At 45.3% G+C, this 26,658-nt stretch carries 17 protein-coding genes and 1 tRNA gene; 10 read left to right on the top strand and 8 right to left on the bottom strand.

Translation table 11 applies throughout. The features are described 5' to 3' along the window. Window positions 1-11: 11 nt before the first annotated feature. Complete coding sequence (locus FHW36_RS21345) at window positions 12-1,511, bottom strand: glycoside hydrolase family 32 protein (protein WP_145671633.1); 1,500 nt, start codon at window positions 1,509-1,511, stop codon at window positions 12-14. 36 nt (window positions 1,512-1,547) lie between these two features. Then, a complete protein-coding gene (locus FHW36_RS21350; protein ID WP_145671635.1) occupies window positions 1,548-1,952 on the bottom strand; it encodes a RagB/SusD family nutrient uptake outer membrane protein in 405 nt (134 codons plus the stop codon). A 90-nt stretch (window positions 1,953-2,042) separates the two neighbouring features. On the opposite strand from FHW36_RS21350, the gene FHW36_RS21355 reads away from it, so the two are divergent. Further along, on the top strand, window positions 2,043-2,324 hold the full coding sequence (locus FHW36_RS21355) for a T9SS type A sorting domain-containing protein (protein ID WP_145671639.1): 282 nt from the start codon (window positions 2,043-2,045) through the stop codon (window positions 2,322-2,324). 127 nt (window positions 2,325-2,451) lie between these two features. On the opposite strand, the gene FHW36_RS21360 is transcribed toward FHW36_RS21355, so the two are convergent. Then, the gene (locus FHW36_RS21360) at window positions 2,452-3,645 is read right to left on the bottom strand and encodes an ROK family protein (protein WP_145671647.1); all 1,194 of its coding nucleotides are present in this window, start codon (window positions 3,643-3,645) and stop codon (window positions 2,452-2,454) included. Between the two features lie 237 nt (window positions 3,646-3,882). Here FHW36_RS21360 and FHW36_RS21365 point away from each other — a divergent pair, with 237 nt between their 5' ends. Next, window positions 3,883-4,080 carry a KTSC domain-containing protein gene (locus FHW36_RS21365; protein ID WP_145671649.1) on the top strand — a complete coding sequence of 66 codons (198 nt, stop codon included), beginning with the start codon at window positions 3,883-3,885 and terminating at the stop codon, window positions 4,078-4,080. An 18-nt stretch (window positions 4,081-4,098) separates the two neighbouring features. Here the strand turns inward: FHW36_RS21365 and FHW36_RS21370 are convergent, their stop codons facing one another. Together FHW36_RS21370 and FHW36_RS21375 are read right to left on the bottom strand one after the other, a co-directional pair. Continuing rightward, on the bottom strand, window positions 4,099-7,002 hold the full coding sequence (locus FHW36_RS21370) for a triple tyrosine motif-containing protein (RefSeq protein ID WP_145671651.1): 2,904 nt from the start codon (window positions 7,000-7,002) through the stop codon (window positions 4,099-4,101). Between the two features lie 282 nt (window positions 7,003-7,284). Beyond that, the gene (locus FHW36_RS21375; protein ID WP_145671653.1) at window positions 7,285-8,127 is read right to left on the bottom strand and encodes a rhomboid family protein; all 843 of its coding nucleotides are present in this window, start codon (window positions 8,125-8,127) and stop codon (window positions 7,285-7,287) included. Window positions 8,128-8,382: 255 nt separating this feature from the next. Between FHW36_RS21375 and FHW36_RS21380 the strand changes: the two genes are divergently transcribed. The 3 genes from FHW36_RS21380 (at window position 8,383) to FHW36_RS21390 (ending at window position 11,822) form a co-directional block, all read left to right on the top strand. Then, window positions 8,383-9,294 (top strand): hypothetical protein, encoded by a 912-nt coding sequence (locus FHW36_RS21380; RefSeq protein ID WP_186452554.1) that lies wholly within the window; start codon window positions 8,383-8,385, stop codon window positions 9,292-9,294. Then, a complete protein-coding gene (locus FHW36_RS21385; RefSeq protein ID WP_145671665.1) occupies window positions 9,254-11,650 on the top strand; it encodes a hypothetical protein in 2,397 nt (798 codons plus the stop codon). The genes FHW36_RS21380 and FHW36_RS21385 overlap by 41 nt, the downstream gene beginning before the upstream one ends. Before the next feature lie 98 nt (window positions 11,651-11,748). Beyond that, window positions 11,749-11,822 (top strand) — tRNA-Asp (locus FHW36_RS21390). Between the two features lie 546 nt (window positions 11,823-12,368). Here the strand turns inward: FHW36_RS21390 and FHW36_RS21395 are convergent. Further along, window positions 12,369-13,808 (bottom strand): RICIN domain-containing protein, encoded by a 1,440-nt coding sequence (locus FHW36_RS21395; protein ID WP_145671670.1) that lies wholly within the window; start codon window positions 13,806-13,808, stop codon window positions 12,369-12,371. Further along, window positions 13,795-14,076 carry a hypothetical protein gene (locus FHW36_RS21400; RefSeq protein ID WP_145671672.1) on the bottom strand — a complete coding sequence of 94 codons (282 nt, stop codon included), beginning with the start codon at window positions 14,074-14,076 and terminating at the stop codon, window positions 13,795-13,797. The genes FHW36_RS21395 and FHW36_RS21400 overlap by 14 nt, the downstream gene beginning before the upstream one ends. Before the next feature lie 961 nt (window positions 14,077-15,037). On the opposite strand from FHW36_RS21400, the gene FHW36_RS21405 reads away from it, so the two are divergent. Next, entirely contained in the window at window positions 15,038-15,316 is a 279-nt protein-coding gene (locus FHW36_RS21405) for a hypothetical protein (protein ID WP_145671674.1), read from the top strand. A gap of 31 nt (window positions 15,317-15,347) precedes the next feature. Here the strand turns inward: FHW36_RS21405 and FHW36_RS21410 are convergent, their stop codons facing one another. Beyond that, window positions 15,348-16,544, bottom strand: a complete 1,197-nt coding sequence (locus FHW36_RS21410; protein ID WP_145671676.1) for an MFS transporter — start codon at window positions 16,542-16,544, stop codon at window positions 15,348-15,350. A gap of 230 nt (window positions 16,545-16,774) precedes the next feature. On the opposite strand from FHW36_RS21410, the gene FHW36_RS21415 reads away from it, so the two are divergent. The 4 genes from FHW36_RS21415 to FHW36_RS21430 all read left to right on the top strand — a co-directional run bounded on the left by FHW36_RS21415 (window position 16,775) and on the right by FHW36_RS21430 (window position 26,642). After that, entirely contained in the window at window positions 16,775-18,544 is a 1,770-nt protein-coding gene (locus FHW36_RS21415) for a DOMON domain-containing protein (protein ID WP_222429140.1), read from the top strand. Between the two features lie 86 nt (window positions 18,545-18,630). Continuing rightward, window positions 18,631-21,801 carry a SusC/RagA family TonB-linked outer membrane protein gene (locus tag FHW36_RS21420; protein ID WP_145671678.1) on the top strand — a complete coding sequence of 1,057 codons (3,171 nt, stop codon included), beginning with the start codon at window positions 18,631-18,633 and terminating at the stop codon, window positions 21,799-21,801. Between the two features lie 18 nt (window positions 21,802-21,819). Further along, window positions 21,820-23,715: a RagB/SusD family nutrient uptake outer membrane protein gene (locus FHW36_RS21425; RefSeq protein WP_145671680.1), complete on the top strand. Its 1,896-nt coding sequence runs from the start codon at window positions 21,820-21,822 to the stop codon at window positions 23,713-23,715. 35 nt (window positions 23,716-23,750) lie between these two features. Then, a complete protein-coding gene (locus FHW36_RS21430; RefSeq protein ID WP_145671682.1) occupies window positions 23,751-26,642 on the top strand; it encodes a SusC/RagA family TonB-linked outer membrane protein in 2,892 nt (963 codons plus the stop codon). The last annotated feature ends 16 nt before the right edge of the window (window positions 26,643-26,658 follow it).

Consider the following 26,658-nt stretch of genomic DNA (forward strand, 5'->3'; position numbering starts at 1 on the left):
CTCTTCCCGTTCTATTTATCCATATTCCATACTTTCAGGGTATTCAACTTTACCCCACCATTTTCTGCAAATACTGCACATCCCGTAGCATCTTTGGCGGGAAATATCAACGTAGTCATCACTTTTTCGCCATCATTTACAAATACTTCCAGCGAAGATTTATCGAGTAATACCTGCAGGCGAATCTTTCCATTGACCGGCTGCACTGACATATGCCGGGTATCTTTGCCATCGTTGATATACAGCTCCTGGCGTTGCACGTTGTAGCCCACTACTACCCCACTGCCTTTGCTATGCTGCGCTACTTTTACACCAAAATCGCTGGCCGTGCCCAGGGTAAATGTGGCATCTATCCAGTTAGCATTGGTATTGAACTGCCGGCTATTGCTGATAGGCAGCGCTTGGCTATTCAACGACACATTGTGCTGTTGCCTTTTTTTAACAGCAGGCAATTTCTCCAGGTAACTATTCAGCACTGCTGCAGGTTGCTGAAATAAACGTGTACCCGCAGGCGTAGTTTTCAGTTGCAGGTCACGGGGAATGGACATTTGTCCGCGCCAGGGCCAGGTAGCCGTTTCGAAAGGCATCAGCCAACCGATCATCATCTGGCGGTTAGCCGGCAGATGATTGTACGGAATAGCGGCGTAAAATGTTTTGCCATAGTCTACAAAGAGCTGCGTTTCGGGAGTATGATCGTTGGTAAAAGTTTTACCATCGAAGTCGCCGGTAAAATATTGCATACCCGTAGCCGCATCCTGGTTGCCGGACGAAACCATCAGCAACCACTTCTTTTTAGCCGGGTTAGCATCTACGTATAGGGGTGTGAGTGAGGGGCATTCCCAGATCTTGCGGGCATCGCCCTGTGGTCCGAATTCACTCAGCAGTTGCCAATCCTTCAGGTTCACCGAACCGTAAAACTGCACTTTGTGTTCAGCAGGTACGGCCACCGTCATCAGCCATTTATGCTGGTCTTCCAGCCAGATCACGCTGGGGTCCCGGAAATCTTTCTTGTGGATATCTACCACCGGGTTGTTGGCGTAGTTTGTATAGGTAAGGCCTCCATCGTTGCTGTAAGCAATAAACTGCGACTCCTTTTGCTGCTTAGGCTGATCCGCAGTGTAAATGGCCACTATGGGCGCCGTACCATTCTTGCCAAAGCCGCTGCTGTTGTGCTGATCCAATACCGCCGATCCGGAAAATATCCAGGTAGTCGTATCCTTCGTTTCAATTTCCGGAATGGCTACCGGTAAGTGCTTCCAGTTCACCAGGTCGGTGCTGGTGGCGTGTCCCCAACTCATATGTCCCCATTTATTTTCGAATGGGTTATGCTGGTAATATAAGTGATAAACGCCATCCAGGTTAATTAATCCATTAGGATCGTTGGTCCAGTTTTTCGCGGGTGTAAAATGATATACAGGACGCCATTGTGGCGTGGGTACCGTACTTTCCTGTGCCTGGAGCAGCCCGGGCAACAGTGCCGCCAACAGTAGTGAAAATAGTTTTCTTTTCATAACAAGATGAATATATGAATGAAATCGGTTTACTTATTACCAGCCGGTATTTTGTTTATACAGGCCTTTGCTATAATTGATCTGATTTAAGGGTACCGGCAGGTATTCATCTCTCCCTTTCTTAAAAGCCGCATCATTTAAATGCGCGCTGCGTGTTTTTTCAACAGCAAAATAAGCATTGAGATAATCGGCTGCAATACCCCAGCGTACGAGGTCAAAAAACCGGCTGCCCTCCATGGCAAATTCCAGCCGGCGTTCCCAGCGCAGGGCCTTGCGGGCAAAGTCTTGCGTCCTGGTACAATTTACGCCCGGCTGATAAACGCCTATTTTATAATTAGAGGTAAAGCTGCCATTGGACTGTTTTAACTGGGCAGTGCTGTTCCCGGCTCTTTCCCGGATGCGGTTTATCAGCGGCAGGGCTTCCGTCGGGCGTCTGTGCATAGTTATTTACCTTATTGCGCTGTGCAAATGCTATGAAAATATTATACCAGGCCGCAGGCAACAAGAAAGTTTGAGCAAAGTCCAGCTACGATGGTAGTGGCCGACAATAAATTAAATACGCATCCTACGCTGGATTTCACCACTTCTGTATATCTAAATCCTTCCGGTAACGTGTTTAATGTAAGGTTGACTTCTGCTTCCAAAGCCCCGGCACTGCTTACGATTGTTAATAATGCCGGCAACACTGTTTATTCTACCCGGATAAATGCTGGCGCCTTTTATCAACTTGGCCAACATCTGAAACCTGGTATTTATTATATCAATATCCAACAAGGCACGCAAAGCAAGACCATGAAAGTGGTAAAACAATAATGTGCTTTACGTAAAGAGAGCGCCTTTTAAATGTGCGTTATCTTTAGCTGATCTCTTCTCAATAAACAGGCAGCTGCTTCAGGTTTTGAAGCAGCTGCTTGTTTATTGATACAATAAGTAAACGTGATTATACTTTATACAGTTGGGGGGAATCGAAATGTTCCATCACCAGGGCGGCGGCGCCGAGCCGTTCTGCTGCATATCCGAGTGGCGATACCATTAGTTCTATACTTTCAGCTATTTTAGGTATGCAATTTTCATTTAGTGCATGTTGTACGGGGGCCAACCATAGCTTTCCGGCCAGGGTTCCTCTTCCACTCAATATGATCCGGTTCGGATTCAATACGTGTATCAGTATGGCGATCCCTCTTCCGATGTGGTAACCTGCCTGCGACAATAATTCCACGGCATATTTATCTCCTTTGTTGGCGGCGGCCATTATTTTGCGGAAGGCTTCATCGCGGCTTTCCATCGACAGGCCTTTCATCACTGTGGGTCGGCCTTCCTGTATGCCTGCTACTGCTTTTTCTGCGATAACAGAAAGGGAGGTTTCTGTTTCCAGGCATCCCATTTTACCGCAACTGCAAATCTTGTTGTTGGTGAACAATGGTATGTGACTGAATTCACCGGCAAATCCGTTTTCACCGCGGAAAAGGCGGCCATCGAGCACCATGCCGAGACCGATTCCCCAGCCAATGTTGATGACCAGCGCGTTTTGTTTGCCGCGCGCTGCACCGAGTTTCCATTCGGCCAACGCCACCAGGCTGGAATCGTTGTCGATAATCACCGGTAAACCGGTCTGCGCCTGGAGGTATTTATTGATGCTGGAAAAATCGGTATTAAAAAATGAATAGTTAATGCCTTTCTTCACATCTACAAATCCAGGCATTCCGATACCAATACCTGCAAATTGTTCCCGGGGGATTGAGGATCGGTCGATGAATGCTTTCAGTTCCTCGCCAAGGATGTTGATGGCCTTCGGATGCGCTGACAGGTCGAGTTGTACCAGGTGTTCTTCTCCGATCATGTTATTGTGCATATCCATGATGCTGATGCTGGTCACAAACTGGTCCATCGCTACCGCGAGGATATACATGAAATCCGGTTTTATGGAATACATCTGCGGGCGGCGGCCACCAGTAGACATGGCATAGCCGGATTCGAGCACTAGCCCGCTTTCCACCAGTTCATACAATGCCCTGGTAGTATGCGGCAGACTTTTGCCGGTGAGTACGCTCAAATCGGCACAAGAGAGCTCTCTCTTGAAGTACAGCTGCTTTAATAACGTCTTTTTGTAAACTTCCTGGCGATCAGGCACCATCTAGATTTATTGTTTGCTTTGGCTTAAATCTACATCAAATAATAACAAGTGAAACAGCACGATCAAATGACTGTACATTCAAGATAACCAAACTTTCTTAAATTCTACGATACTTTTATGAAAATTTTAATTAGTCTGATATAATTATCATGTAAATGGATAAACATTTAAAATAACTGTTAATTTTGTATTATAAAAAAGAGAGGCTTAAGGTATGGTAATTGTGGCCTCACAGGTATGCCTTCTACCGTTGTAGCCCATATGGATTATCATGCTACAGAGCATATCCTGCGGATCGTATTTGTATCCGGGATGATATACGATTACAGAGAAGTACCGGAAACCGTATACCAGGCCATGAAATCAGCCACTTCCAAAGGCACTTTTCTCAATAAATATATAAAGGGTCATTACATGTTTACCAAAGTCAAATGACGCGGTAGGTGTTCACGATCAATCAGCTTTTGCTTCGGCAAATTCATTCAGGAAATCCGATATTGATAATGCCGTGGGTAAGTTGAGTTTCTTTCTTAAGCGGTAACGCTTAATTTCCACGCCACGCACTGAAATAGCCATCAGCTGGGCAATTTCTTTGCTGGATAGCTTCAGTTGCAGGTAAGCGCATACTTTAAGATCTGTAGGCGTCAATGCCGGGAATGCGGCTTTCAGCTTCTTCAGGAAGTTGTTGTTAATAGCATCGAAATGAGCAGCGAACTGTTCCCAGTTATCATTATTTTTCTCCACATCATTTAATAATCCCAGTGCATTTTTTATCTCCGGGTTATTGCCATTTTTCTTATACACTGCTGCCAGGATATCTTTTACTTTTACCAGCGCATCGCCTCTTTCTACCAGGTGCATGGAAGCATCTGCCAGGGCATTGTTTTTAAAGTGTATTTCGCTGGCCAGTTTCTCGTTTTGCAGTTTAATGATTTCCTTTTCATTCTTTTCCAGCTCCAGCTGGTATATGTATTTCAGGCGTTGCTGCTCTTCATCGAAACGTTGCTGCTGTCTGCGCAGGCTTCTCTCCTGCCAGCGATTCACCAGGTAAAGGAGTCCCAGGAACAATGCTACGTATAACAGGTAGGCCCAGGTTGTTTTGTACCACGCGGGCCTTACCACAAAGCTATAGTTCACCACGTCCGATTCATGCCCGAGATTATCGTGTGCTTTTATTTTGAAAACATATTTACCGTCCGGCAAATTGGTATAGTCCTTTTCTGATTTCGCCGACCAGGCCGACCACTGGTGATCATATCCTTCCAGCTGGTAGCTGTATTCGATGTTGTTTTGCAGTCCATAGGCGGGGGAACTATATTCAAAATGAAAGGAATTATAATTTTTTGGCAGAGAAAAAATTTCCTGTTCATCCTGGTAATAGCCCGTTGCATTGCGTTGGTGGAAGTAGCCGCCAAAAAGAATACTGTCGGACTTTCCAATGGTTTTCACCTGGCCTAGCAATACCTTTACCACCTGCTTATTCGTGGTATATTTCTCATAGTTCAGGTGGATCATTCCTTTTTCGGAACTGATGAAAATATTCTCTTTATTAAAGGGATAAATATTTTCGAAGCCCAGCAGGATTTTGCCTGTCAGCTCCGGTATCCAGGTAATGGCAAAGGATTTATTCCCGGAGGGCTGGTGAAAGTTGACCACCCCGATGGTTTTACCGCTGCAAAACCAGATGTTGCCTTCCGCATCTTCACTCAGATAGCGTATTTCCATATTACCGAATATGGGCGTGAGGAATGCGGAGGGGATAAACCGGCCGGTAGCGGCATCAAACTCATATATCCCTTTGCTGGTAGCAAATACTACCCGGTTTTTGATTTTAAACACATAGTTGCCCAGGGCAGAAGGCAGGCCGGCGCTATCCGTAAGAAGCCGGGAGCTGATAGCTTTACCATCTGTCGACAACTGTAATTTATACACGCCGCGGTAAGGGTGTGAAGCCCAGATGGTGTTATTATTATCTATTTCCAGGAAGCGCAGCGATTCTGAAATGCCTTCCAGTTGTTCTGCGTCGGTGAATTTGTTTTGGTTAAAGGCCAGCATCCGGATGCCGGTGTACGTGCCAACGAGGATATTGTGGGCTGGAAACACCGATGAAACAGGTTTAAACAACCAGGCGCCTGTGTTGTCAGACAAGGTAACACTGCTATGATCCCGGAGCAGGGCAGCGCCGCCATGTTGTGCCATCAGTATCTGATTATTCACTTCATCGAGGCGCCATACCTCTGATTTGCTGTTTTTAACATGGGTAAAATCTCCTTTGGAGAAACTAAGATCGCCGGAAGTGGTAGCCAGTGGCACATACCAGGCTCCATCGGTGGTACCGATATACAGTTCATTATTAAATATGCGGGCACTATGTCCGGATACCTCATTGTTTTTATTGGGGGCAATGTATTTAATGGCTGCATTATAGGCGATAAAGCTGATCCCGTTATTAAGACCCGTCCACAGGTTTTGGTTTTTATCGAGAAATATGCTGATGACGTCATTATTCTGCAATCCTTCTACACGGGAAATCTTTTGTATAATCTGCCCATTCAGATCAAAAATTATACAGCCATCAGCCGAGGTGCCAGCTACCAATCCCGTGGTATTAATCCGGGCGGCTGTATTAATATTGCTGCCGGCAATAAAGGGTTGATGCTTCACGATAACATCGCGATATAAAAAATACAGGCCATCCCTTTGGGTACTGATCAACAGGCTGTCGTTCCCTATATCCACCATTCCTGATATCAGCAGGTTATTCATTTTGGGGCCGGTATTTACAGGTAGCCATTCCTGCTGTTTAAACGCCATGAGCCCATTACGCTTATCCTGCGCATATAACTTATCGCCTACCCGTTTGAGGTACATCCATTCATTGGGATATACCCTGATGGTATTGTTGCGGTATTCGAAGATGCGGTCCGATGCCTGGAAGAAGATAGATTCTTTATAGATCTCCACCTTCCAGATATCGGCAAACTTATTATAAGCGGCCGGTACCAGGTTTCTGAGAGAGGTGTAAACAAGATTACCGTTGGCGCCGGGCGTAAAATAGCCGATTTCGCCCTGCCCGCCGGCATAAATGCGGTCGGTACTATCTATGGCCAGCGCACGAACGATCGTTTTGTTGGGCAATGCGTACACTTTCCAGTGACTGCCATCATAGGTGAGCATCCCCTCGTTGTTGGCGAAATACATCATGCCCCTGCTATCCTGTTTAATGTCCCAGGTTTGAGTACCTGCGTGATAATCGTTTTTGCTGTAATTAATCATCTGGGGCAATCCAATCGTGTTTTGCCCGGCTACCGGCAAACAGGCGATGACCCACAAAAAAAACAACCACACTGGTTTCATAAACAGGAGTTAGATGTTGTGATGTAGTAATGATGTAGTCTAAATTTATTAATAATCAATCAGGTATGCAAATATGATGAAATATAGATGTAGTCAGAAAGTTGGCTGGACATTACTGACTGCGTAATTTTAGCGTCATCCGGCTTTCACCATTGCTTTCATAGAAACAGATGATGTGGGTTTCAGATACAACGGGTCTCCGGCATTTGCCTGACTGGGAGATGCTGCCTGTACCGATGCGGGTATTGGCAGTATTTTCTCAGGTAAAGGCCGGAGGCCTCTTTATTTTATCTGTTGTGAATATCTTTCAAGTTTCTCTCTTTCAGCTTTAGACAGGCTGTTGATCCCCTTTTGATGGATCTTCTCTAAAATAGCATCGAGTTCCTTCTGTCGGTTGGCCCTCTCAAAAACATACCTGTCGTCGATATCTCCCACCACGTGATGTTGTTTGTAGAAGAAATTATCCACCAGGAGTATATGGGGCTTAGAGATAATGACATACATAAAAAAAATGCAGGGCACTATAATGGTGATACAGGTAGCCAGGTTGGCCAGCATAGCCTGTGGCGCTATGATTGCGGCCAGGCCCATACCTACCAAAGCGCCGCCGAGATGGGCATCATGCCCTATATTATCCCGGCGGGAGGTAATACCGTAGATCGCGTAACCCGTATACAAAATACCATAGAGCCAGCCAGGTATAGCCAGGAGGCCAAAGAAGCTTACTTCCATACCCGGGAACAGCGCAATGCAAGCGAAGATAACCCCACATATTGCCCCGGAGGCCCCAACGGAACTATAATCGCCCGTATGCCGGTGTATCAACAGCGATAGTAAGTCGCCCCCGACCAGGCTTCCGAAATAGATCAGCAAAAAGGCGCCTGCTCCCAGGTCGGCCTCCAGCAGCCAGCTAAAGGCCAGCAATGACAACATGTTAAAGATCAGGTGTTGCCAGTTGACATGGAGAAAGCCGGAAGTCACCACCCGGTAATACTCCTTAAACAACAATATCCTTTCTACCCTGAAAGCGTATTTATCGAAGAAAGCGCGGTTTTTAAATCCTTTTATGGAGAAAATGACGTTGGCGATGGTAATGACCAGGCTTATCATTCCGGTGTTATTCATGGATCAGGGAATTTTTTATGGGTCTGATGTCGGGTATATAAGTGACATGTAAAATACTTAAAATACATCAAAATTTGCGCTAGATAACAAGGAGGTTATGTCGAAAAAACCATCTAGCTTTAAGGTACACTTCTTTACTCCATGTATCCCAAGCGATATTGCCTGTATCTCTTACTGTTACTGCTTTTTTCCTGCAAGCCGAGAAAGCCGCACCAGAACAGTCATTCCTTTTATTATTGGAAGCCAACGTTTGAAATGTCTTCCGAAGAGGTAGAACAATTGAAGAGCTGGCAAACTGGCCGCATTTATCTTCATTATTTTGATGTTGACTGGAGCGAGTCGCTTCATATGGCAGTACCTCGGGGGGCGCTGAATGGCGATGATCCCGGAAATGACTTTTATGGGATTGACATTACTCCCGTGGTGTTTATCACCAACCGTACTTTTGAGATGCAGCCGGAAGCGGATGGCCCTTTGCTGGCCGGGAAAATGGCACGGAAGATCAAGGCGATGAATACTCGAAGTGCCTCCTTCTTTCCCAAAGAAATACAGATCGACTGTGACTGGACAGCGAGCACCCGGAAAAAATATTTCCAGTTCCTGGAAGCGTTCAAAAAGCAGTTTCCCGGTACCCGTGTGTCTGCCACGATTCGCTTATACCCCTACCGTTACCCCGAAAAAATGGGTATACCTCCGGTAGATAAGGGGATGCTGATGTGCTACAATCTCGGTAAGGTTAGTACCGATGGTACGTGTAACTCCATCTTCGACTTGAAAACATTAAGCGCCTATCTCAATGGGAAAAAATATCCTTTACCATTAGACCTGGCTTTCCCTGCTTTTGGCTGGTATGCCTGGTTCCGCGATGGCCAGTTTAAAAGCATTGTACACCAGGAGGAGCAATTTGTGGCTGATACTACTTTGCTGACTACAACATCGCCGCATCGCTACCGCTTTCAGCGGGATACGGTGATTGACAACACTTATTTCCGGGAAGGCGATCAATTACGCATGGAATATCCCGACACTACTGAATTGAAGACCGCTATTGCGTTGATGACCCGGCGTATCCCGGATTATCAATTCATTGCTTTCTATCATTGGCATCTCCCTACAATTAACAAATATGAAAAAGTTATCCAGGAAACTTTTGATCGCTACCGGTAGCCTGTTGCTGATCTGCCTCTCTGCTACACGCACCAATAGCTGCGGCCCGGAGTATATGCCGGATGAGTGCAGGGTGATGCTGTTCCGAAGCTACCTGGCCAACATGGATAACCTGCAGCCCTATTACTACACCCAGGCGTTTACTTCGGCTTACGACACCGATCCTCTGAAGGTGGATAATCACCGTAACTGTGAAGAATGGCGACAGTTTACCGGCAAACAGGTGAGTGAAAAAGATGTTTATGAAGTGCAGTATGCCATGACTGCAGACAACTTTCTGTATGCTATTAAACATTCTTCATTGGTAGAAAATCCTTTTATAAAATGGCTGCTACTGCCACAAAATAAAAAGGCGCTGGACTATTTTTCGTTTGCTAAGACAATTGAGTTCACACAGTCGGATGCTACTGATCCCTGGCAGGAACATAGCGACTCCTACAATACGGCATTTTATGATTCGCTGGCCAGTACTGCTATCCGGCAATGCGAACAGCTATCCTCCTCCTTCCTGCAGGAGCGTTATGCCTTCCAGGCCATTAAGCTGAGCTTTTATGCGTTGCTTGCTGCCACCCGGCCAGCAACATCGGTCAGTATGTCGAAAGTAGTGTTATGGTATGAAAAATACCTGCTTCATAAAAAAACGATTGTGGCCGATTGGGGATTGACCTATTATGCGCAGGCGCTGCACTCACCCCGTGACGCACAACTGGCTATGCTGCAAGCCTTTGACCACAGCGAGGAAAAAAAGCCGTTCGCCCTCCGGTACCTGACAAGAAAGGAACTGTTGCAGTTGAAACCAACCATATCGGAAACGGCTACACGCAACCTGGTGAATGTGGTATTGAGTATCAAAAATCCCGGCAGGGCGCTACCGGAAATCCAGGAGATCAGTAAAACGGAGCCCCGTAATAAATACCTGCCACTGCTGATTTGCCGGGAAGTGAACAAGCTGGAGGATTGGCTACTGACACCACGGCTGCTGCAATTTCCGTCCGGGCCACCAGGCAAATATGCCAGGATAAACCGGGAAAAAGACCAACAGTATATGCGGGCAGTAAGAACGCATTTCATTTCTATGCAATCTGCCCCCGGTCCATATAAAGACCTGCTTACCCTGGCGATTGTGTATTTATACCAGTTAGATCGTCAATACCACGAAGCAGCGGCCCTGCTGCGTACCATGCATACCACGCACCCACGCTATATCCGGCAACAGGCCATTGCTCAGGTCATCAACCAGATATATACTTCTGACGTTACAAAGGCAGCGGTACAGGATACGCTCTTTCAGCAGCTCAGCAGGGTTATCAGGTGTGGAGAAGAGACTTACAATTTCCAAACGGTAGGATATGAAAGTACGCCTGCCCCCAGCATTTCCCAGCTATACCAGGCGCTGGGCTGGCAGATGAAAGCAAAAGGAGAAATGGTAAAGGCGGGGTTATTGTTCCTGAAAGCACATCTGTTAATCAACGATTACTATGGGATTTGGAGTAGTTTTTATGATGAGAATGACGCTGATCCGGATCCATACCGGCAAATTGCTTTTTTTGATAAATATGCGACTCCCGGAACAATGGATTCCTTGCTGGCTTTCAAACATAATACCCATAAAACCCGCTTCGAGCAATTGATTACGCCGAAAGCATGGGCCGATGATAACTATTACCTGGACCTGAAAGGCACCATACAATTGCGGCAGAAAAAATACCGCGATGCGCTGGCCACTTTCAACAGGGTAGATGAATGCTTCTGGGAAGACAACTATGCTTACCCGGATTATGTTGGCCATCGCTATATCGGTAAAGCACGCCCCCTGCTGCATATTGACAATACTCCCTACCCTGATTATCCCTATTGCAGCAAAAAGCTGGTGCTCCGGGACATGATAGCGTTGATGGATACCCTGGCAGCGGCACGGCGTGATGAAGATAAAACACGGCTATCCTTATTACTGGGCAACGCATTTTATAATATTTCCCGGCCGGGGCAAGCCTGGATGATGTTTAGCTATGGTAAATGGTATTCTGAGCGGCCTTCCATAAGTCACTTTCGTTGGGCTGGGTTCAGGTTTTCGCCCAATGATATGACCTATTATTACAGCTACTATGAATGCACAGATGCTATTCGCCTGTACCATCAGGCCCTGGCGCTGGCAGGCAGCAATAAAGAGATGGCTGCCCAGGCTACCATCATGCTGGCTGCCTGCGACGAGGCCGTACAGTTGTTTAAAACGGATAACAACCACTATTATTCTCCCTACCGGAAGCTGTTGAAAACCCGTTACGGGCAAACCGAATCCTTTGCGGCAGCAGTGAGTCACTGTCCGGACATCGCTGCATGGAACAAGAAATTTTAATTTTTTTGCAAATTTATTTGGTTGATTAAAAATAATGTTGCTACATTTGCAATCCCAATCGGGGGATATAGATCGGCTGAAAGGCTTATCTGTAGCGAGGATCGGTAGTTCAGTTGGTTAGAATGCCGCCCTGTCACGGCGGAGGTCGCGGGTTCGAGTCCCGTCCGGTCCGCAAGGATCTTTACAAACCCGCGCTAGTCGCGGGTTTTCTATTTTAAGTCGAGCATTTAGTCGAGTTCCGATTAATTTTCGTTCAATCTTATCGTACTTTATTAAGGCTAACTGTCATTTGCTAAAGTACGATTATAATTATAGATTCTTCCTTTCTCCCCCCTCCTAGCAGGATAATACAACCACAAAAGATTTGGGAACAGTGTATTCATTTCCGTATATTTATAGTACCCCCAAGATTTTTGTTAACTGTAAAAGGATATGAAATGAGAAGTTTGAATTTGAAGCGGATACAATCATTTGCCACGTTTGATTTACCCGTTAATTACAATTACATCTACACTAAATTTCGTAAAACACATGAAAACTACGGATCCTCTTATGCTGTTTGGCCTACAGCTGCCACTCGTCATAAACTGATTAGCGGCTATTGGGAGAATGCCTTGCGACATTACCTCTTGTTACCAGACCTTAATCCGAAAGCCTTGATTAAAAAAAGAAAACCTGCGACTAGCGCAGGTTTTCTGTGGTCCTGTTCAGACATGTCCTAAAGTCTTTTCAATGTCCACTCTTCATTGGTTTGTCGTTGTGGTGTCCATAAAATAACAGGTGCTCCATCCCAACCGGCATTTCCCTCTATACTCAAGATCAAATTATCATTCATTATCTTGATATTAAGGAAACCATCACCTCCTGGCTCTATTGTCCATTTCTGATATTCGCGATCAACCCAAGGACTTTGAACAATGTTGGCTCCTGACTTTATCGCCCCTACTCCTCCAGCAACAGTTAAGGCTAATCCTGAATTCACTGCGGAAATTTTAAAAGTTTTCCCGTCCCCTTGTCTTGTAAATAACCAACCTTGCGTTGATCCACGATCCGAAGTGGACTGTTGAACTATTGCATCATTCGCCATTGAACCCAACACTTTATTTGTACTTCTCACCCTTAACTCATAAACGCCATCTAAAAAATCTCCATTGCTTGCTACAGAATAGGCCGGCCAGGCAAGAAACGCAGCTTGTATATAACTGGGCTGCCGCCATTCCCCACCTATAGCAGCAGGTATTACCCCATAAAAGGTTCTTGGATCACTTACCCAAGGGAAATTTGTTTCGTGTTGAATCAGATAAACTGGTTTGGGAAACCTTATGTGTTCGTTTAACAATCCGGTTCTTCTATAACTTTCGGCATCATAGGCATAGAAGGCTATTTCTTTAAACTCCCAGATACTTTCATCCTGCGCTCTTATTGTTGTATAAATAATTTTCTGAGGATTATTTTTTTCTGTAAACTTATACACAGGTACAGTTCCCATTACTAGAGAAGTATAAGCATAAAATTCTTTGCGTATTACCTTTGTATTTCCGACAGGATTTGGATTACTACTTAAATCAAAATACCCGTCTCCATTGTCGGAAGTAATGGTATAAGTTAAATAGATACCCGTCGGAGGAAGTGTTGACGGCTCCCGACCTATGCGCTCTTGATATACTTCTTCTTTGAGAGACCCCTTAGGAGCAATACTTGATCTGATCTTCTGTTCTATACCTCCAGGAGGATTAACAGGAATGCTACTATCATATATTTCGATTGGTTGACTCAGGACAGTAGATGAGGTAGTTTTAAGGCGTATATAAATAGACCCTTTGGTTTTATTGGCTGGAAGGATCGAATTCATTTGTACATCAATCGTACCGGAATTAGCTCCCCCTGCACTCGTATTGATAGATTTTGGTCCAGCCAATACGAGTGTCTCAGATTGATCATGAGCCACATAAATTATTTCGCATGAGATATTTTCGCTCCCTATAAATGAAATTTGAAAATATGCATCAAATTGAGTTTGGTTCCCTGGATTTATACGAAGAGCACCTTTATTATTCGGCGCTACACTATAGTCTTTTAAGGAAAAAAAAGCCTTTGTTTCTAATGTTGCCAGAACAAAAAGAAAAGTGAATCCGAATAATAGTTTATTTATTTTCATTTTCTAATTGTTTTGAATTTATAAAATCAGATAACGCCGTTTCAAATTTTATCGTATTGACGTTATAAATAGAAAAATACCCATGCTTTTCATCATATTTTACATCACTAACACTCAAACTATTTTTTTGGGCGACAAATTCCTTGAGCGTATTAATAGAAATATCTGGGATTTCTTTTCCTGATTGTCCGATTACTATCTTCTCTTTCTTGCAGGCTTGCATGCCAACGGCAATAAGAAGTAATCCACTTAATAAAATGTTTCTCATTATTATATATTTAGTTAACAAATAATATATATGTGTGTATAAAATAAGTGCCAGTAATAAAAGTTGTTTAGGCTTTTATAAGTAGTACTGTTAACAAACAAACTTTACTAGTATAACATAAATTATAAAGAAGGTTTTGAGATTTGATATATCACGAAAGTAAATGTGGTGCTTTCATAAAATAGTAATTTACCCGTTATCTATAAGTACTGAATATTGGCATCCGACAAAAAATCAATTTTTGTTTAACGACTGTGAATATAAACCATATTGCGAATACAATAACATGCATTTGATTATTTTTTCTACTCGATTATTTTTCATAAAGTTTGAGCCATCTGGCTAATCAGCCTGTCCATAAGGCTCTTGATGTTGTACCAATGTAGACTAAACCTTTTCTTTACTGAAAAAGGAACGTACTTTTTTCCACAGACAAATTATCCAGTGTATAGTGGCTGTAACCAAGATCTTCCAACCAGGCGAGCTGTTTCTGTAAATCTTATCTACAATAGTAATATAGAGTCCCCTATTTGCATTGTACTCAATTTCTCTGATGCACATAAGAGATGAAAACCGTTGTGTTCGTGACCTATCTCATGATAGCCAGTATTGGATGCAATGGCCAGGAGAAAACAAAAAAAATAATTATAGCAAAGGTGATACAACCGTAAAAAATCAACCTCAAGTATCCTGGAAGGCCAATAAATAAATTGACAGTAATGGTAACGTTATCAGGTACGATTCAACTTATGTATGGTCTTATACCAACAAAGGCACACGCGAACAAGTGAAAGTGGATAGCGTGCTTGAACTTATTCAGAAGCAAGTGCGGTTACTTCGGTATAATTGGGAAAAGAGCCTCTACGGCGGTGCGCTGTTTAAAATTCTTACAAGCCCAGCGGGAGGCAGTATTGGAAGATAGATAAATACTGCCTTTCCGACTGGCACAATCTGCAATGTTATGGAGCATTACTATGTTATTGAAGCCGATATGAAAATACTGAATGGCTGGTCAAATTTCTGTACATTTAAAATTGGTGAAGACAAAGAACTGGCCGCTGAAATATGGAAACAAATGGCTTGCGACAAACTGGGCCTGCTGCGGTTAAGTCTTATTGAAGTAGGCGATGCAATGGAGGTAATTGGCACCAGGATGTGTACTTTGATCACATTTGAAAAGAACAGCAGGCTTATTGCCAAGGAAATATTTAAAGCCAATAACTTTAGCGGAACTGCCTGAAGATATACCCTTCGGTGTGGCTTTGATATTCTTAACGGAGTGCTTTGTCTGTATTAAAGTTCTTCGGTGCAGGAACGGTGATTAAAATATAAATCACTACCATGAATGCAATCGCTGCTGTAGTCAACAGTGCACTACCTGCGCCAAACTTAAACCATAATAAACCGGTAAGGGAACTTGCCAGCATAGTGCAAACACTTTGAAATGCCGTATAAGTACCGATGGCAGTAGCAGTATCCTTCTTACTGGTTATATTACTGATCCAGGCTTTGGAGATACCTTCTGTTGCTGCAGCGTATAGGCCATACAGGAAGAACAACAACCCATACCAATACCAGCCCCCCGCAGCAGCTATACCGGCATATACGATAGCGAATAACAATAACCCCGCAACAAATATCTTCTTCAAGCCTATCTGGTCAGCCAGCACACCAAGTGGAAATGATGCAATGGCATATATCATATTGTAAAAAATATATACACCTATTGTTGCGGTATCGCTTAATCCTTCTTGTTTCATTTTTAACAATAGGAACACATCAGAACTATTACACAAGGTAAATACCAGCAATCCTGCCACCAGCCGACGATAAATAACCGGGCTAGTGTTCCAGTACCGTAGGAAAGAAAAAAAGCTGGTCCGCGTGCTATTTCCTGTTTTTGGTTGTTCTTTGTCTTTCAGCAAAAGAGTGCAGGCAATGGCCAGCACTCCCGGAAAAAATGCCAGTAGAAACAGTATACGATAGTTAGCCGGATAAAAATATAGGTACAATAAGGCCAATGCCGGTCCAATTACGGCTCCCAGCGTGTCCATAGAACGGTGAAAACCGAAAACGCGGCCTTTAGTTGCCGGGGTTGCTTCGTCTGACAACATCGCATCTCTTGCCCCCGTGCGGATGCCCTTACCTGCCCGGTCAACGGTACGCGCAAGAAATATCCATAATGGATACACGGTTAAGGCCATCATAGGTTTCGACAAGGCGCTTAAAGTATAGCCCAATCGAACAAACGGCGCACGCCTGCCAACATGATCAGACAACTTCCCGAAGTATCCTTTACTCAACCCGGCGGTGGCCTCTGCCACTCCTTCTAAAATGCCGATCAGCCATATCGAAAATCCAATACTTTTTAAATAAATAGGCATAACGGGATAAAGCATTTCACTGGCAATGTCCGTCAGTAAACTGATAATGGAGAGTATCCAGATGGTACGTGTCAGGTATTTCATTTGCCCAGGTAGTGTTGTTGTTCAGATCGTCTGTTAAAGATATGTGATATTATCTCAAATGAAGGCAATTCTCCCTGTAGCTGCCACGCGGGATAACGCAGGATAGTTCAGGATAGAGCAGGATAGAGCAGGTTGCCGGAATTGAATTTATCTCTTAATATTGACTACGCTACGGTGGGACAGTGAGTAATTATGTAGCGGTTAATATCAGCCAAATCAATTCCACTCTCATGAAAAATGTTCTGCTAAAGTTTTTCAGCAGCGCCCTGCTGCTGACACCCCCCGCATCTATTGTCTCTGCACAGCAGCTATTGACTAACTATACCGCCACATTGCCTGCTACAGACGCACTTGGCAGGAAACTTCCTACCTATGAAGAAGTGGGTGATGAAAAAAAAGACAGGTTCGTGGGTATGTTTTACTGGACCTGGCACCAGGATCAGCGTAAAAACTTAACCCCTCACAATACTACGGCTTTTTTACAGCAACACCCGGAGGCGCGGTATGATTTTCACCACCCTGCCTGGCCAGAAAACATCATGAACTTCTGGAATGAACCACTCTTTGGCTACTATACCAGCCTGGATAAATGGGTGATATGGAAACATGCAGAAATGCTGGCAGATGCAGGTGTGGATATGATCATGTTTGATTGTACCAATGGCGACATTGTATGGAAGTCGGCTTACATGAAGTTATGTGAAGTATTTACAGAAGCCAGGAAAAATGGCATCCGCACACCGCAAATCGCATTTATGATGGGATTCGGCGCCAGCAACGATAGCAAAAGCGCGATTAACCAGGTATACAACGACCTGTATAAGCCAGGCTTGTACAAAGATCTCTGGTTTCAATGGAAGGGAAAGCCGCTCATGATGGCCTATCCGGATAATATCAGTGAAGAAATAAAAAACTTCTTCACCTTCCGGCCCGGGCAGCCGGTGTACAATAAAGGTCCCCAACGCAACGATCAATGGGGATGGCTGGAGATATACCCACAGCACGGATTTGCAAGGAATGCGGATGGCAGTTTTGAGCAGATGACAGTAGGAGTTTCTCAAAACTGGACAAAGGCCAACGGCTTAAATCCTATGAACGCCCAAGGCGCTTTTGGTAGAAGCTACACAAATAAAAATGGTCATGATACCCGGCCCGATGCTCACCAGTACGGGCTCAACTTCCAGGAACAATGGGACTATGTGTTGACACAAAATGTAAAACTAGCCTTCGTAACAGGATGGAATGAATGGATTGCCGGTCGCTATGAAACATGGTGCGGCCAGCCCAATGCTTTCCCCGATGAATTTGATACGGAGAACAGCCGGGACATTGAACCCATGAAAGGCGGCCATAATGATAACTATTATTACCAGCTGGTAGCCAATATCCGCCGCTTCAAAGGCATGCCTGCCCCGAAAAAAATATCCGGGGAGAAAATCATACACATTGATGGAAAATTCAATGACTGGACCGATGTACTCCCGGAATACAAAGCACATCGCGGTAGCACCCTTCATCGCGATACAGATGGCTATCCAGGTACACACTATACCAACACTTCCGGTCGTAACGATATTGTGGCCGCCAAAGTGGCCCGCGATAAAAAATATGTATACTTCTTTGTAGAAACAGCAGATAAACTCACCTCTCCCGGGGATCCCGCCTGGATGCGATTATTTATTGATACCGACCGCCGCAAACAATCCGGCTGGGAAGGATACGACTATGTGATCAATCGCAAATCTCCCGGCACTAAAGCTACTTTAGAAAGATCCCTACACGGATGGAACTGGGAAACCGTTGCTGCGGTGGATTATCGTTATACCGGCAACCAGCTGGAAATGCGCATCCCCAGGGAATTATTACAAACAGGAAATAATCCGCTGGATTTCGAATTCAAATGGTCGGATAATATGCAACAGGAAGGAGATATCATAGACTTCCTCATAAACGGAGATGTGGCGCCCGCCGGCCGCTTTAATTACTTCTTTAAAGAATAGCAATAGATCCATCGATAACACGCTCACCGATTCAAGCTTTACCAAACCAAAATCACGTTAGAAGAAAAGTCTAAAAAGACCACGATATGAAAAACAATGCTAATCGTCACAGGGCAACCTTATACTTGCTCCTGCTGGGAATTTGCTGCTCATTTGCGGCCTTTGCCCAGGAAAAAATTAAAATCTCAGGCACTGTTGCCGACTCCACCGGAGCCAGTCCACTCCCCGGTGTTACCATTAAAGTACAGGGATCTGATAAGGGTACTCAAACAAACGGGGATGGCCGGTTCATTATAGATGCAGCACCCGACGCCATCCTGATCTTTAGTTACATGGGCTATAACCGGAAAATAATTGCTGTAAACGGCAGCACAAACATGTATGTAAGGCTGGCTTCTTCCAACGAAAAATTAAATGAAGTGGTGGTGGTCGGCTACGGGCAACAGAAAAAGATTTCTGTAACCGGCGCAGTATCTTCTGTACAAACAAAAGACATCAGACAGAGTTCATCTGCCAGCCTGGCAAATGCGTTGTCGGGGCGTTTGCCAGGTCTGACTGCTATCCAGTCGGGTGGTGGACAACCAGGACGCGATGATGCCACTATGTACCTGAGAGGCGCCGCTACTACCAATGGCACCAATCCGCTTATACTGATAGACGGAGTGCCCCGTGATAATATCCGCACGATAGACCCTAATGAAGTGGCGTCGGTTACGGTGTTAAAAGATGCTTCCGCTACCGCCGTATTTGGCGTACGCGGCGCCAATGGCGTTATACTCATTACTACCAGGAGAGGACAACCCGGTAAAGCAGAATTGAACATTAGTGTAGATCAGAGTTACTCGTCGTTTACCAGGGAACCTGAACGGTTGCATTCCGTCGAATATATGACGCTACGAAATGAAGCAGCAAAAAATGATGGCATTACTACCCCGCCTTTCCCACAGGAAATAATAGATAAATACGCCCACCCACTTGCAGGGCTGGACCCTAAAGACCCGGATTACGCCAATAAAGCCAGGATCCGGAACTATATTTACCCGGATCACGACTACTACCGCGAATACATCTCCAGGTATTCCCCGCAAACACGCGTCAACGCAAGTCTTAACGGAGGTACTGACAAAGTAGCTTATTTTGCCAATGCCACCTATCTTCACCAGGGTGGAAACCTCAAAACAGAACCTAAATCACAGTTAGGATATGACCCTTCCTCGAAACTGGATCGCTATAGTTTCCGGTCTAACCTCGATTATAAAATAACGCCTACCCTCAAAGCATTTCTAAATACCGGCACCTATATAGAACAGGTAAATATGCCCTCCGCAGGCTTATATCCCGGCAGTTCCACCGACTGGATGATAACGGATCTTATTTACCAGGCACAAACCATCCTCCCGATTACCCCGGGTCCTACAACAATAGATGGATTTGGTGTGCCTGCCGGAAAGATCGTAGATCCTGGTTACCTGGACCGTTCTGCCTTTGAAATTATGAACCGATTTGGCTACAGGAACGAGGTAAGATCCAATCTAAACAGCACACTGGGACTGGAATGGGATCTCAGCAAAACGTTCACTAAAGGTCTTAGCCTGAAAGGAATGATTTCCTATGATTCCAAAGCAACAACTGCCGTACAGGGTTTTAAAACAGAACAGCTTTACCTGGCGCAGGTCAACTACCAAACAGATGAGCTAAACTATGCATTAAAACGCTCCGGTGAAAACCGGCTTTCCCTGACCAAAGGAGCCGACTCGCGGTATAATATTAACATCCAGGGAGGGATCAACTATAACAGGACTTTCGGCAGCAAACATGATGTGGGTGGTATGGTATTGGCACAGCGCGACTACTGGGAATCCCCGTCCGGAGAGATTCCGTTTAATGTAGTAGGCGTAGCCGCAAGGGCTACCTATGGATATGATAACAGGTACCTGGCGGAAATCAACATGGGGTATAATGGCTCGGAGCAATTTGCTCCGGGTAAACGTTACGGTTTCTTCCCTGCGGTATCAGCAGGATGGACAATCAGTAATGAAAAATTCCTGAAAGGAAATCAGTTTCTGACCAACCTGAAATTAAGGGCTTCCTATGGTAAAGTGGGTAATGATAAAATGGGGGGCGACCGTTTCCTCTACCTGAGTGACATTACCATGGGTAGCGGCCCTTTGGGAAGTTTGGGAATGGGACAAGGGGTTAACCAGGGATTATTGGGTAATACAAATATCACCTGGGAGCTGGCCAGAAAGCAAAACTATGGCATAGACCTCGAATTACTGGGCAGCCTGGGAATTACCTTCGATTACTTCATTGAAAACCGCTCAGATATCCTGATAAGCCGCGGCACGATCCCACAGTTACAGGGTGTGCCGCTCGATAAAATCCCGAGAATCAATATGGGCGAGGTAGATAACAAAGGATTTGAAATTGAGTTAACCTATAACAAAAGTATTACCAGGAACCTTCATCTCAATTTCAGGGGCAACTTTGGTTATAATCACAACACCGTGAAGTTTATCGATGAAGCCATTAATAGCGAAGCCTATGCATACAGGTACCGGCAAACCGGCTTTTCATTGGGACAAAGCTGGGGATATAAAATTGATTACAGTAACGGGAACGGCTATTTTAATTCCCAGGAAGAACTTGACAAATACCTCTCGCATACCGTCTATGGTTTTGGTAGCCCGCGGGTAGGCGATTTCAAATATATTGACCTGAATGGAGACGGCGTAGTGGACGACAAAGATTTAGCCCCCATCAAATATACCAGCATCCCGGGTATCGTTTACGGCGCCATGCTGGCGCTGGGTTACAAAGGTATTGACCTCACTGTTTTCTTCCAGGGTGTGGGCAGGTATTCCTCGAATTATGCTAACCAGGGGGTATATGAATATATTATCCAGGGTACCTACTTTGATTACCACAAAACAGCCTGGACAGCAGAGCGCTATGCGAAGGGAGAAAAAATTACATATCCGGCGCTGAGTACAAGAAGTAATACTAATCATACGGCGAATGATTTTTTTATTATGGACAGATCCTTCTTCCGCCTCAAAAATATAGAACTAGCCTATACACTTCCCCCGGGGTTGCTGAAGAGAGCCAGTATAAAAGCTGTACGGCTATACGTGAGCGCACAAAACCTGCTTACATGGGATAAGCTGAAGATGGGGCATCTTGATCCTGAAACAACTAATAGCATTGGCTATCCGGTAACACGTATGATGAATTTCGGATTCAATGCCACCTTCTAATACTACAATAAAGCAATTATGAAAACGATATACACATATTTACTGCTACTATTGCTATTGGCCATGGGCGCGTGTAAGAGGGCCCTGGATATGGCGCCGGATGGCAAGATCTCAATGAACGACATTTTTGCAGATAATACCAGGGTAGGCGCATTTTTAAACAGCTGTTATGATAATATGCCGGCAAAAGGCACCAGGTATTTTTTCTGGAGCCGGGGTCCCGTGGTGTGGAGCGATGAGGCATGGGATACCGATGCAGAAGCAGAACCCTGGATCATGGCGGGACGCATGTATAACGGCGACGCTTCCGCTGGCAATCACCCTGTTGTTAATATCAGTGCAGACGCCGGCAACGGTGATTACTGGGCACGATACTGGAACGCTATCCGTAACTGCTCGGTATTTATAAGCCGCATTGACAGCGCCAATGTTACCAATCCGGCCGATCGTAACCGGTGGAGAGCTGAGGCGCACTTACTCAGGGCCTATTACTATGCAGAATTGGTACGGTGGTATGGTGCTGCGGTACCCATAGAGCGCGAGCCCCGTAACTTTACAGATGATTTCTCCAAAATTACCAGGGCAAGCTATTACGATGTCGTGAAATTCATTATAGAAGACTGTGATGCGGCCCTCGCAACAGCAGAACTACCCTGGAGGATCACCACCGGCGGAGAAGCTGGCCGGGTCAACAAAGCCATGGCCGAAGCCATAAAATCCCGGATGATCCTGTTTGCAGCCAGCCCCTTGTATAATGCAGGAAAAGATTACTGGCAGGAAGCCTATACCATCAACAAAACAGCACTCACTAATCTCCGGGCAAATGGATACCAGTTATACAACAAGGTAAACCTGCCGCAGATTTATCTTGCTGATGAAGCCTACCTTGGCCCCAACAAGAATGTACATACCGCCCTGTATAATGAGTATTTCACACAAACAATGGCATATACTTCCAACCCGACCGATAAGGAAACTATTTACCAGAGCAGGGACGGGCAGGGAAACATATGGGATATCGATGGTATTGGGGCACAGGATGGTTATAAGTCAGGCACCTGCCCTACACAGGAACTGGTGGACGCTTATGAAACAAGTAATGGACTGTCTGTGCTCGACACAGATAATCCCTATGCAGATGAGAAACATACGCAACCCAATTACAATACTGCCAACACACTTTATAACCCTGACAAGCCTTATGAAAACCGCGACCCGCGCTTTTATGCTTCCATCTATTACAATGGTTCCAAAAGAAAAGCCTGGTGGACATTCAACGAAACGCCGGCATCCTTTGAAAATTACCCTGGCAGCATAGGTAACAGGGTTCGGGTGATTGCTACCTATGTGGGCGAGCCACAAACCGGCATTCATTCATCCGTTAGAAAAGCTACCCGCACCGGCTATTTCGAAAGAAAATTCCAGCACCCCAATGCGGGTAATGATAACCCCGTAGGTGGCGCCAACTGGAAACTTTTCCGCCTGGGAGAAGTGATCCTCAATTTTGCGGAAGCTGCCGCAGAAGCAGGTAAGCTGGAAGAGGCAACGGCTGCTGTTAATGAAATCAGGGCACGTGCCGGCATGCCTGATCTGCCCGCAGGCTTATCCCAGGCTGCGCTGATCAAACGGGTACATAGTGAGCGTAGAGTAGAACTGGCCATGGAAGAGAACCGTTACTTTGATGTACGTCGCTGGTGTACACCAACAGGAGATCTTTCTAAAACAGACAAGTGGGTCACTGCTATGGAAATTACCCGCAATCCCGATGGTATTTTTAAATACAAACGGCGGCCGGTACGTGAAACGGAGCGCAGGAATTACACCAATAAATTTCTCTTTCTCCCAATTCCGCTACAGGAGGCTAACCGTCTGCAGGCCATTACCGGAAATAACTGGCAAAACCCAGGTTGGTAGTAAACACTTTCGTAAATGCTTGTAATACCAAAAACATGAGAGCTAAATTAACTATCCATATCATACTCATCTTTGCGGCTGTTTCGATTGCTTCGCAGGATGCAACGCTTCAGGCGCAGCAGCGGGTTGCTACCCCCGCAAAAGACACCACATTGCAACGGGATGCACTCCACCGGGATGAAGTAGTGCAACTGGGTTACAGCACGCAATTGCGTGGGGAAGTAACCGGGGCGGTATCAACTGTAAGTGGCGAAATACTGGAAAGATCGCCGGTAGCCAATCTTACTCAAACGCTGGCAGGCAGCCTGGCAGGGTTAACTACCATGGAAACATTCTCCGAACTATCCAGGTCTAACACCAACCTCTTTGTAAGAGGCATTTCCTCCGCCCGGCAAAATGGTCCGCTGGTAATCATTGATGGCATTATCTGCTCGTACAACAGCAACCAGACATTGGAATATATTTCCGCCAGTGAAATTGAATCCATCTCCATACTGAAAGACGCCTCCACACAGGCGCTGTATGGCATACAAGGCGCCAATGGCATTATAGTGGTTACCACAAAAAGAGGGCAGAAAGGCAACCTGAAAGTAAACGTCCGCATGGACCAGTCTTTCCAGCAGGTAACTACCAAACCTACCTTCTACAATTCCGCCGACTATGCCACCATGCGGAACCAGGCCGCATTTAATGATGGGTTAGGCGATTATTACTTATTTTCTGAAAAACAAATAGCCGGCTACCGCAGCGGAACAGATAAACAACTATACCCTAATAATAACTGGTACGAACAATACATGAAAGACGTTGCCTTTATGCAGCGCGTGGCGGTAAACTTATCAGCGGGCAATGACAGGGTACAGTTCTTCTCCAATATCAATGTAATGCACCAGGGTGGACAGTTTAAAACGGATCAGACCAAATATAATTCCAACGCCAACAATGTATGGGTAAACTATCGGACTAACCTGGACATGACCCTCAATAAGTACATCAAAGGATTTTTACGTTTAAGCGGTAACATCAAAAGAGAACGTACTCCCGGTTCCGGTAATGCGACTATATATGGCAGTCTTTTCCAGATGCCACCCACTACCTATGGTCCGCTTACACCAGATGGGAATGTGGTCACCACGGAGAGGGTTAATGCACCTACTTACGGCATGCTTAACCGTTCCGGTTATTACCGGCATACCGTTACCAATATATCTTCACAGGTGGGACTGGATGTGGATCTGAGCTTCCTCTCCAAAGGATTGAGCTTAACAGGCACCTTCGCTTACCAGACCAACGCAGTTGGCAGCCTGGCTACCACGCAAAACTATGAGCGTTGGATCAGGACAGATAATCCTGATACACTGGCATTCGTAAAAAAAGGAAGTGACAATAATACCCCTCTTGCGTATAGTAAGGGAAGCTCCTATTACTATCATCTCACCTATAATGCTATGCTGAATTACAAACGGGAATTTAACAAACATCGCATCAGCGGATTGGGATATATGTTTTATCAGAATCTTACAAAAGCCGATGTAAGTTCTCCTGCATTATTGCCCTACAATAGGGTAAGCTCGGGTGTGGAAGCAGCCTATTCATACGACAACAGGTACTTCATAAAACTGGACGCAGGCTATTCCGGTTCTGAACAATACGCCAGGAGCAGCCGGTATGTAGTTACTCCCGCTATATCAGCAGGATGGGAACTCTCCAACGAAAATTTTATGAAAGGACTCTCCTGGCTGAGCCAATTGAAACTGCGCGCCTCCTGGGGTAAAACCGGTAACGATCAAAGTGGCCTCACCCGTTTTGCCTACCTGGATAATGTAACGATGAGTGGTGGCGGCCCCATCGGATATCTCCAGTATCTCATTAAGGAAAACCAGGTGGGAAATCCATCAATACAGGCAGAAATCTCTACCAAACAAAATGCCGGCATCGACGTGGGATTATTCCGCGCGCTGACCATCACCGTAGATGTATTCAAAGAAAAGATGGAGAATATGGTGGTAGGCGCTTCTTCCAAAATACCACTCTACCAGGGTATCCCGTTGGATAACTATCCCCAGACAAATTCCGGCATCTTTGAAAATAAAGGCTATGAAATAACGGCGAACTATACTAAAAACATCAACCGCCATCTAACTATATCCCTGGGCGCCATGCTGAGCTATCAGAAAAACACCATTATCAGCTGGAATGAAGCCGTAAGAACAGCGGACTATACCTACAGGAAAAGAGAGGAAGGATATTCTTTCGGACAGGAATTCGGATACCTCGTAGATTATAGTAATGGGAACGGTTTCTTTAATTCAAAAGATGAAATAGAGAAAAGCCACTTAGTCTATGGCATGGGTACTCCCCGCGTAGGCGATCTTAAATACCGTGATTTGAATGGCGACAACATCATCGATGACCGTGATAAGGCCCCCATTGGCAGCGGCATGTTACCACGCACCACCTATGCTATCAGCGGTGGCATACGCTACAAAGCGTTTGACTTGAACTTCCTGTTCCAGGGAGTAGGTGAATTCTCTTCTATCTATGGCGGACAAGGAGTATACGAAACAGACTACGATGGCGTATTTGGTGCATTGCACGCCAATGCCTGGACCCAGGAAAGATATGATAAGCACCAGGTGATCAGCTATCCCGCATTATCATTACAAAAAACGGTAAACCATGAAGCCAATGATTTCTTCAGTTATAACAGGTCTTACATCCGGCTTAAAAATATTGAGCTATCCTATGTATTGCCTGCATCTGTTGCCCGGCGTATCAGCGCGGATAAGATCAGGATACTGCTGAGTGGCCAGAACCTGTTTACCTGGCATCATATGAAGTCTGGCGACTTTGGTCCGGAAGGCGACGGATACACTGCATTCCCTGTTTACAAGGTATATAACATAGGTGTGAGCGTAGGTTTTTAATTAACATAACATTATT

Origin of the sequence: Chitinophaga polysaccharea, from assembly GCF_007829335.1 — a bacterium.
Lineage (GTDB): Bacteria > Bacteroidota > Bacteroidia > Chitinophagales > Chitinophagaceae > Chitinophaga > Chitinophaga polysaccharea_B.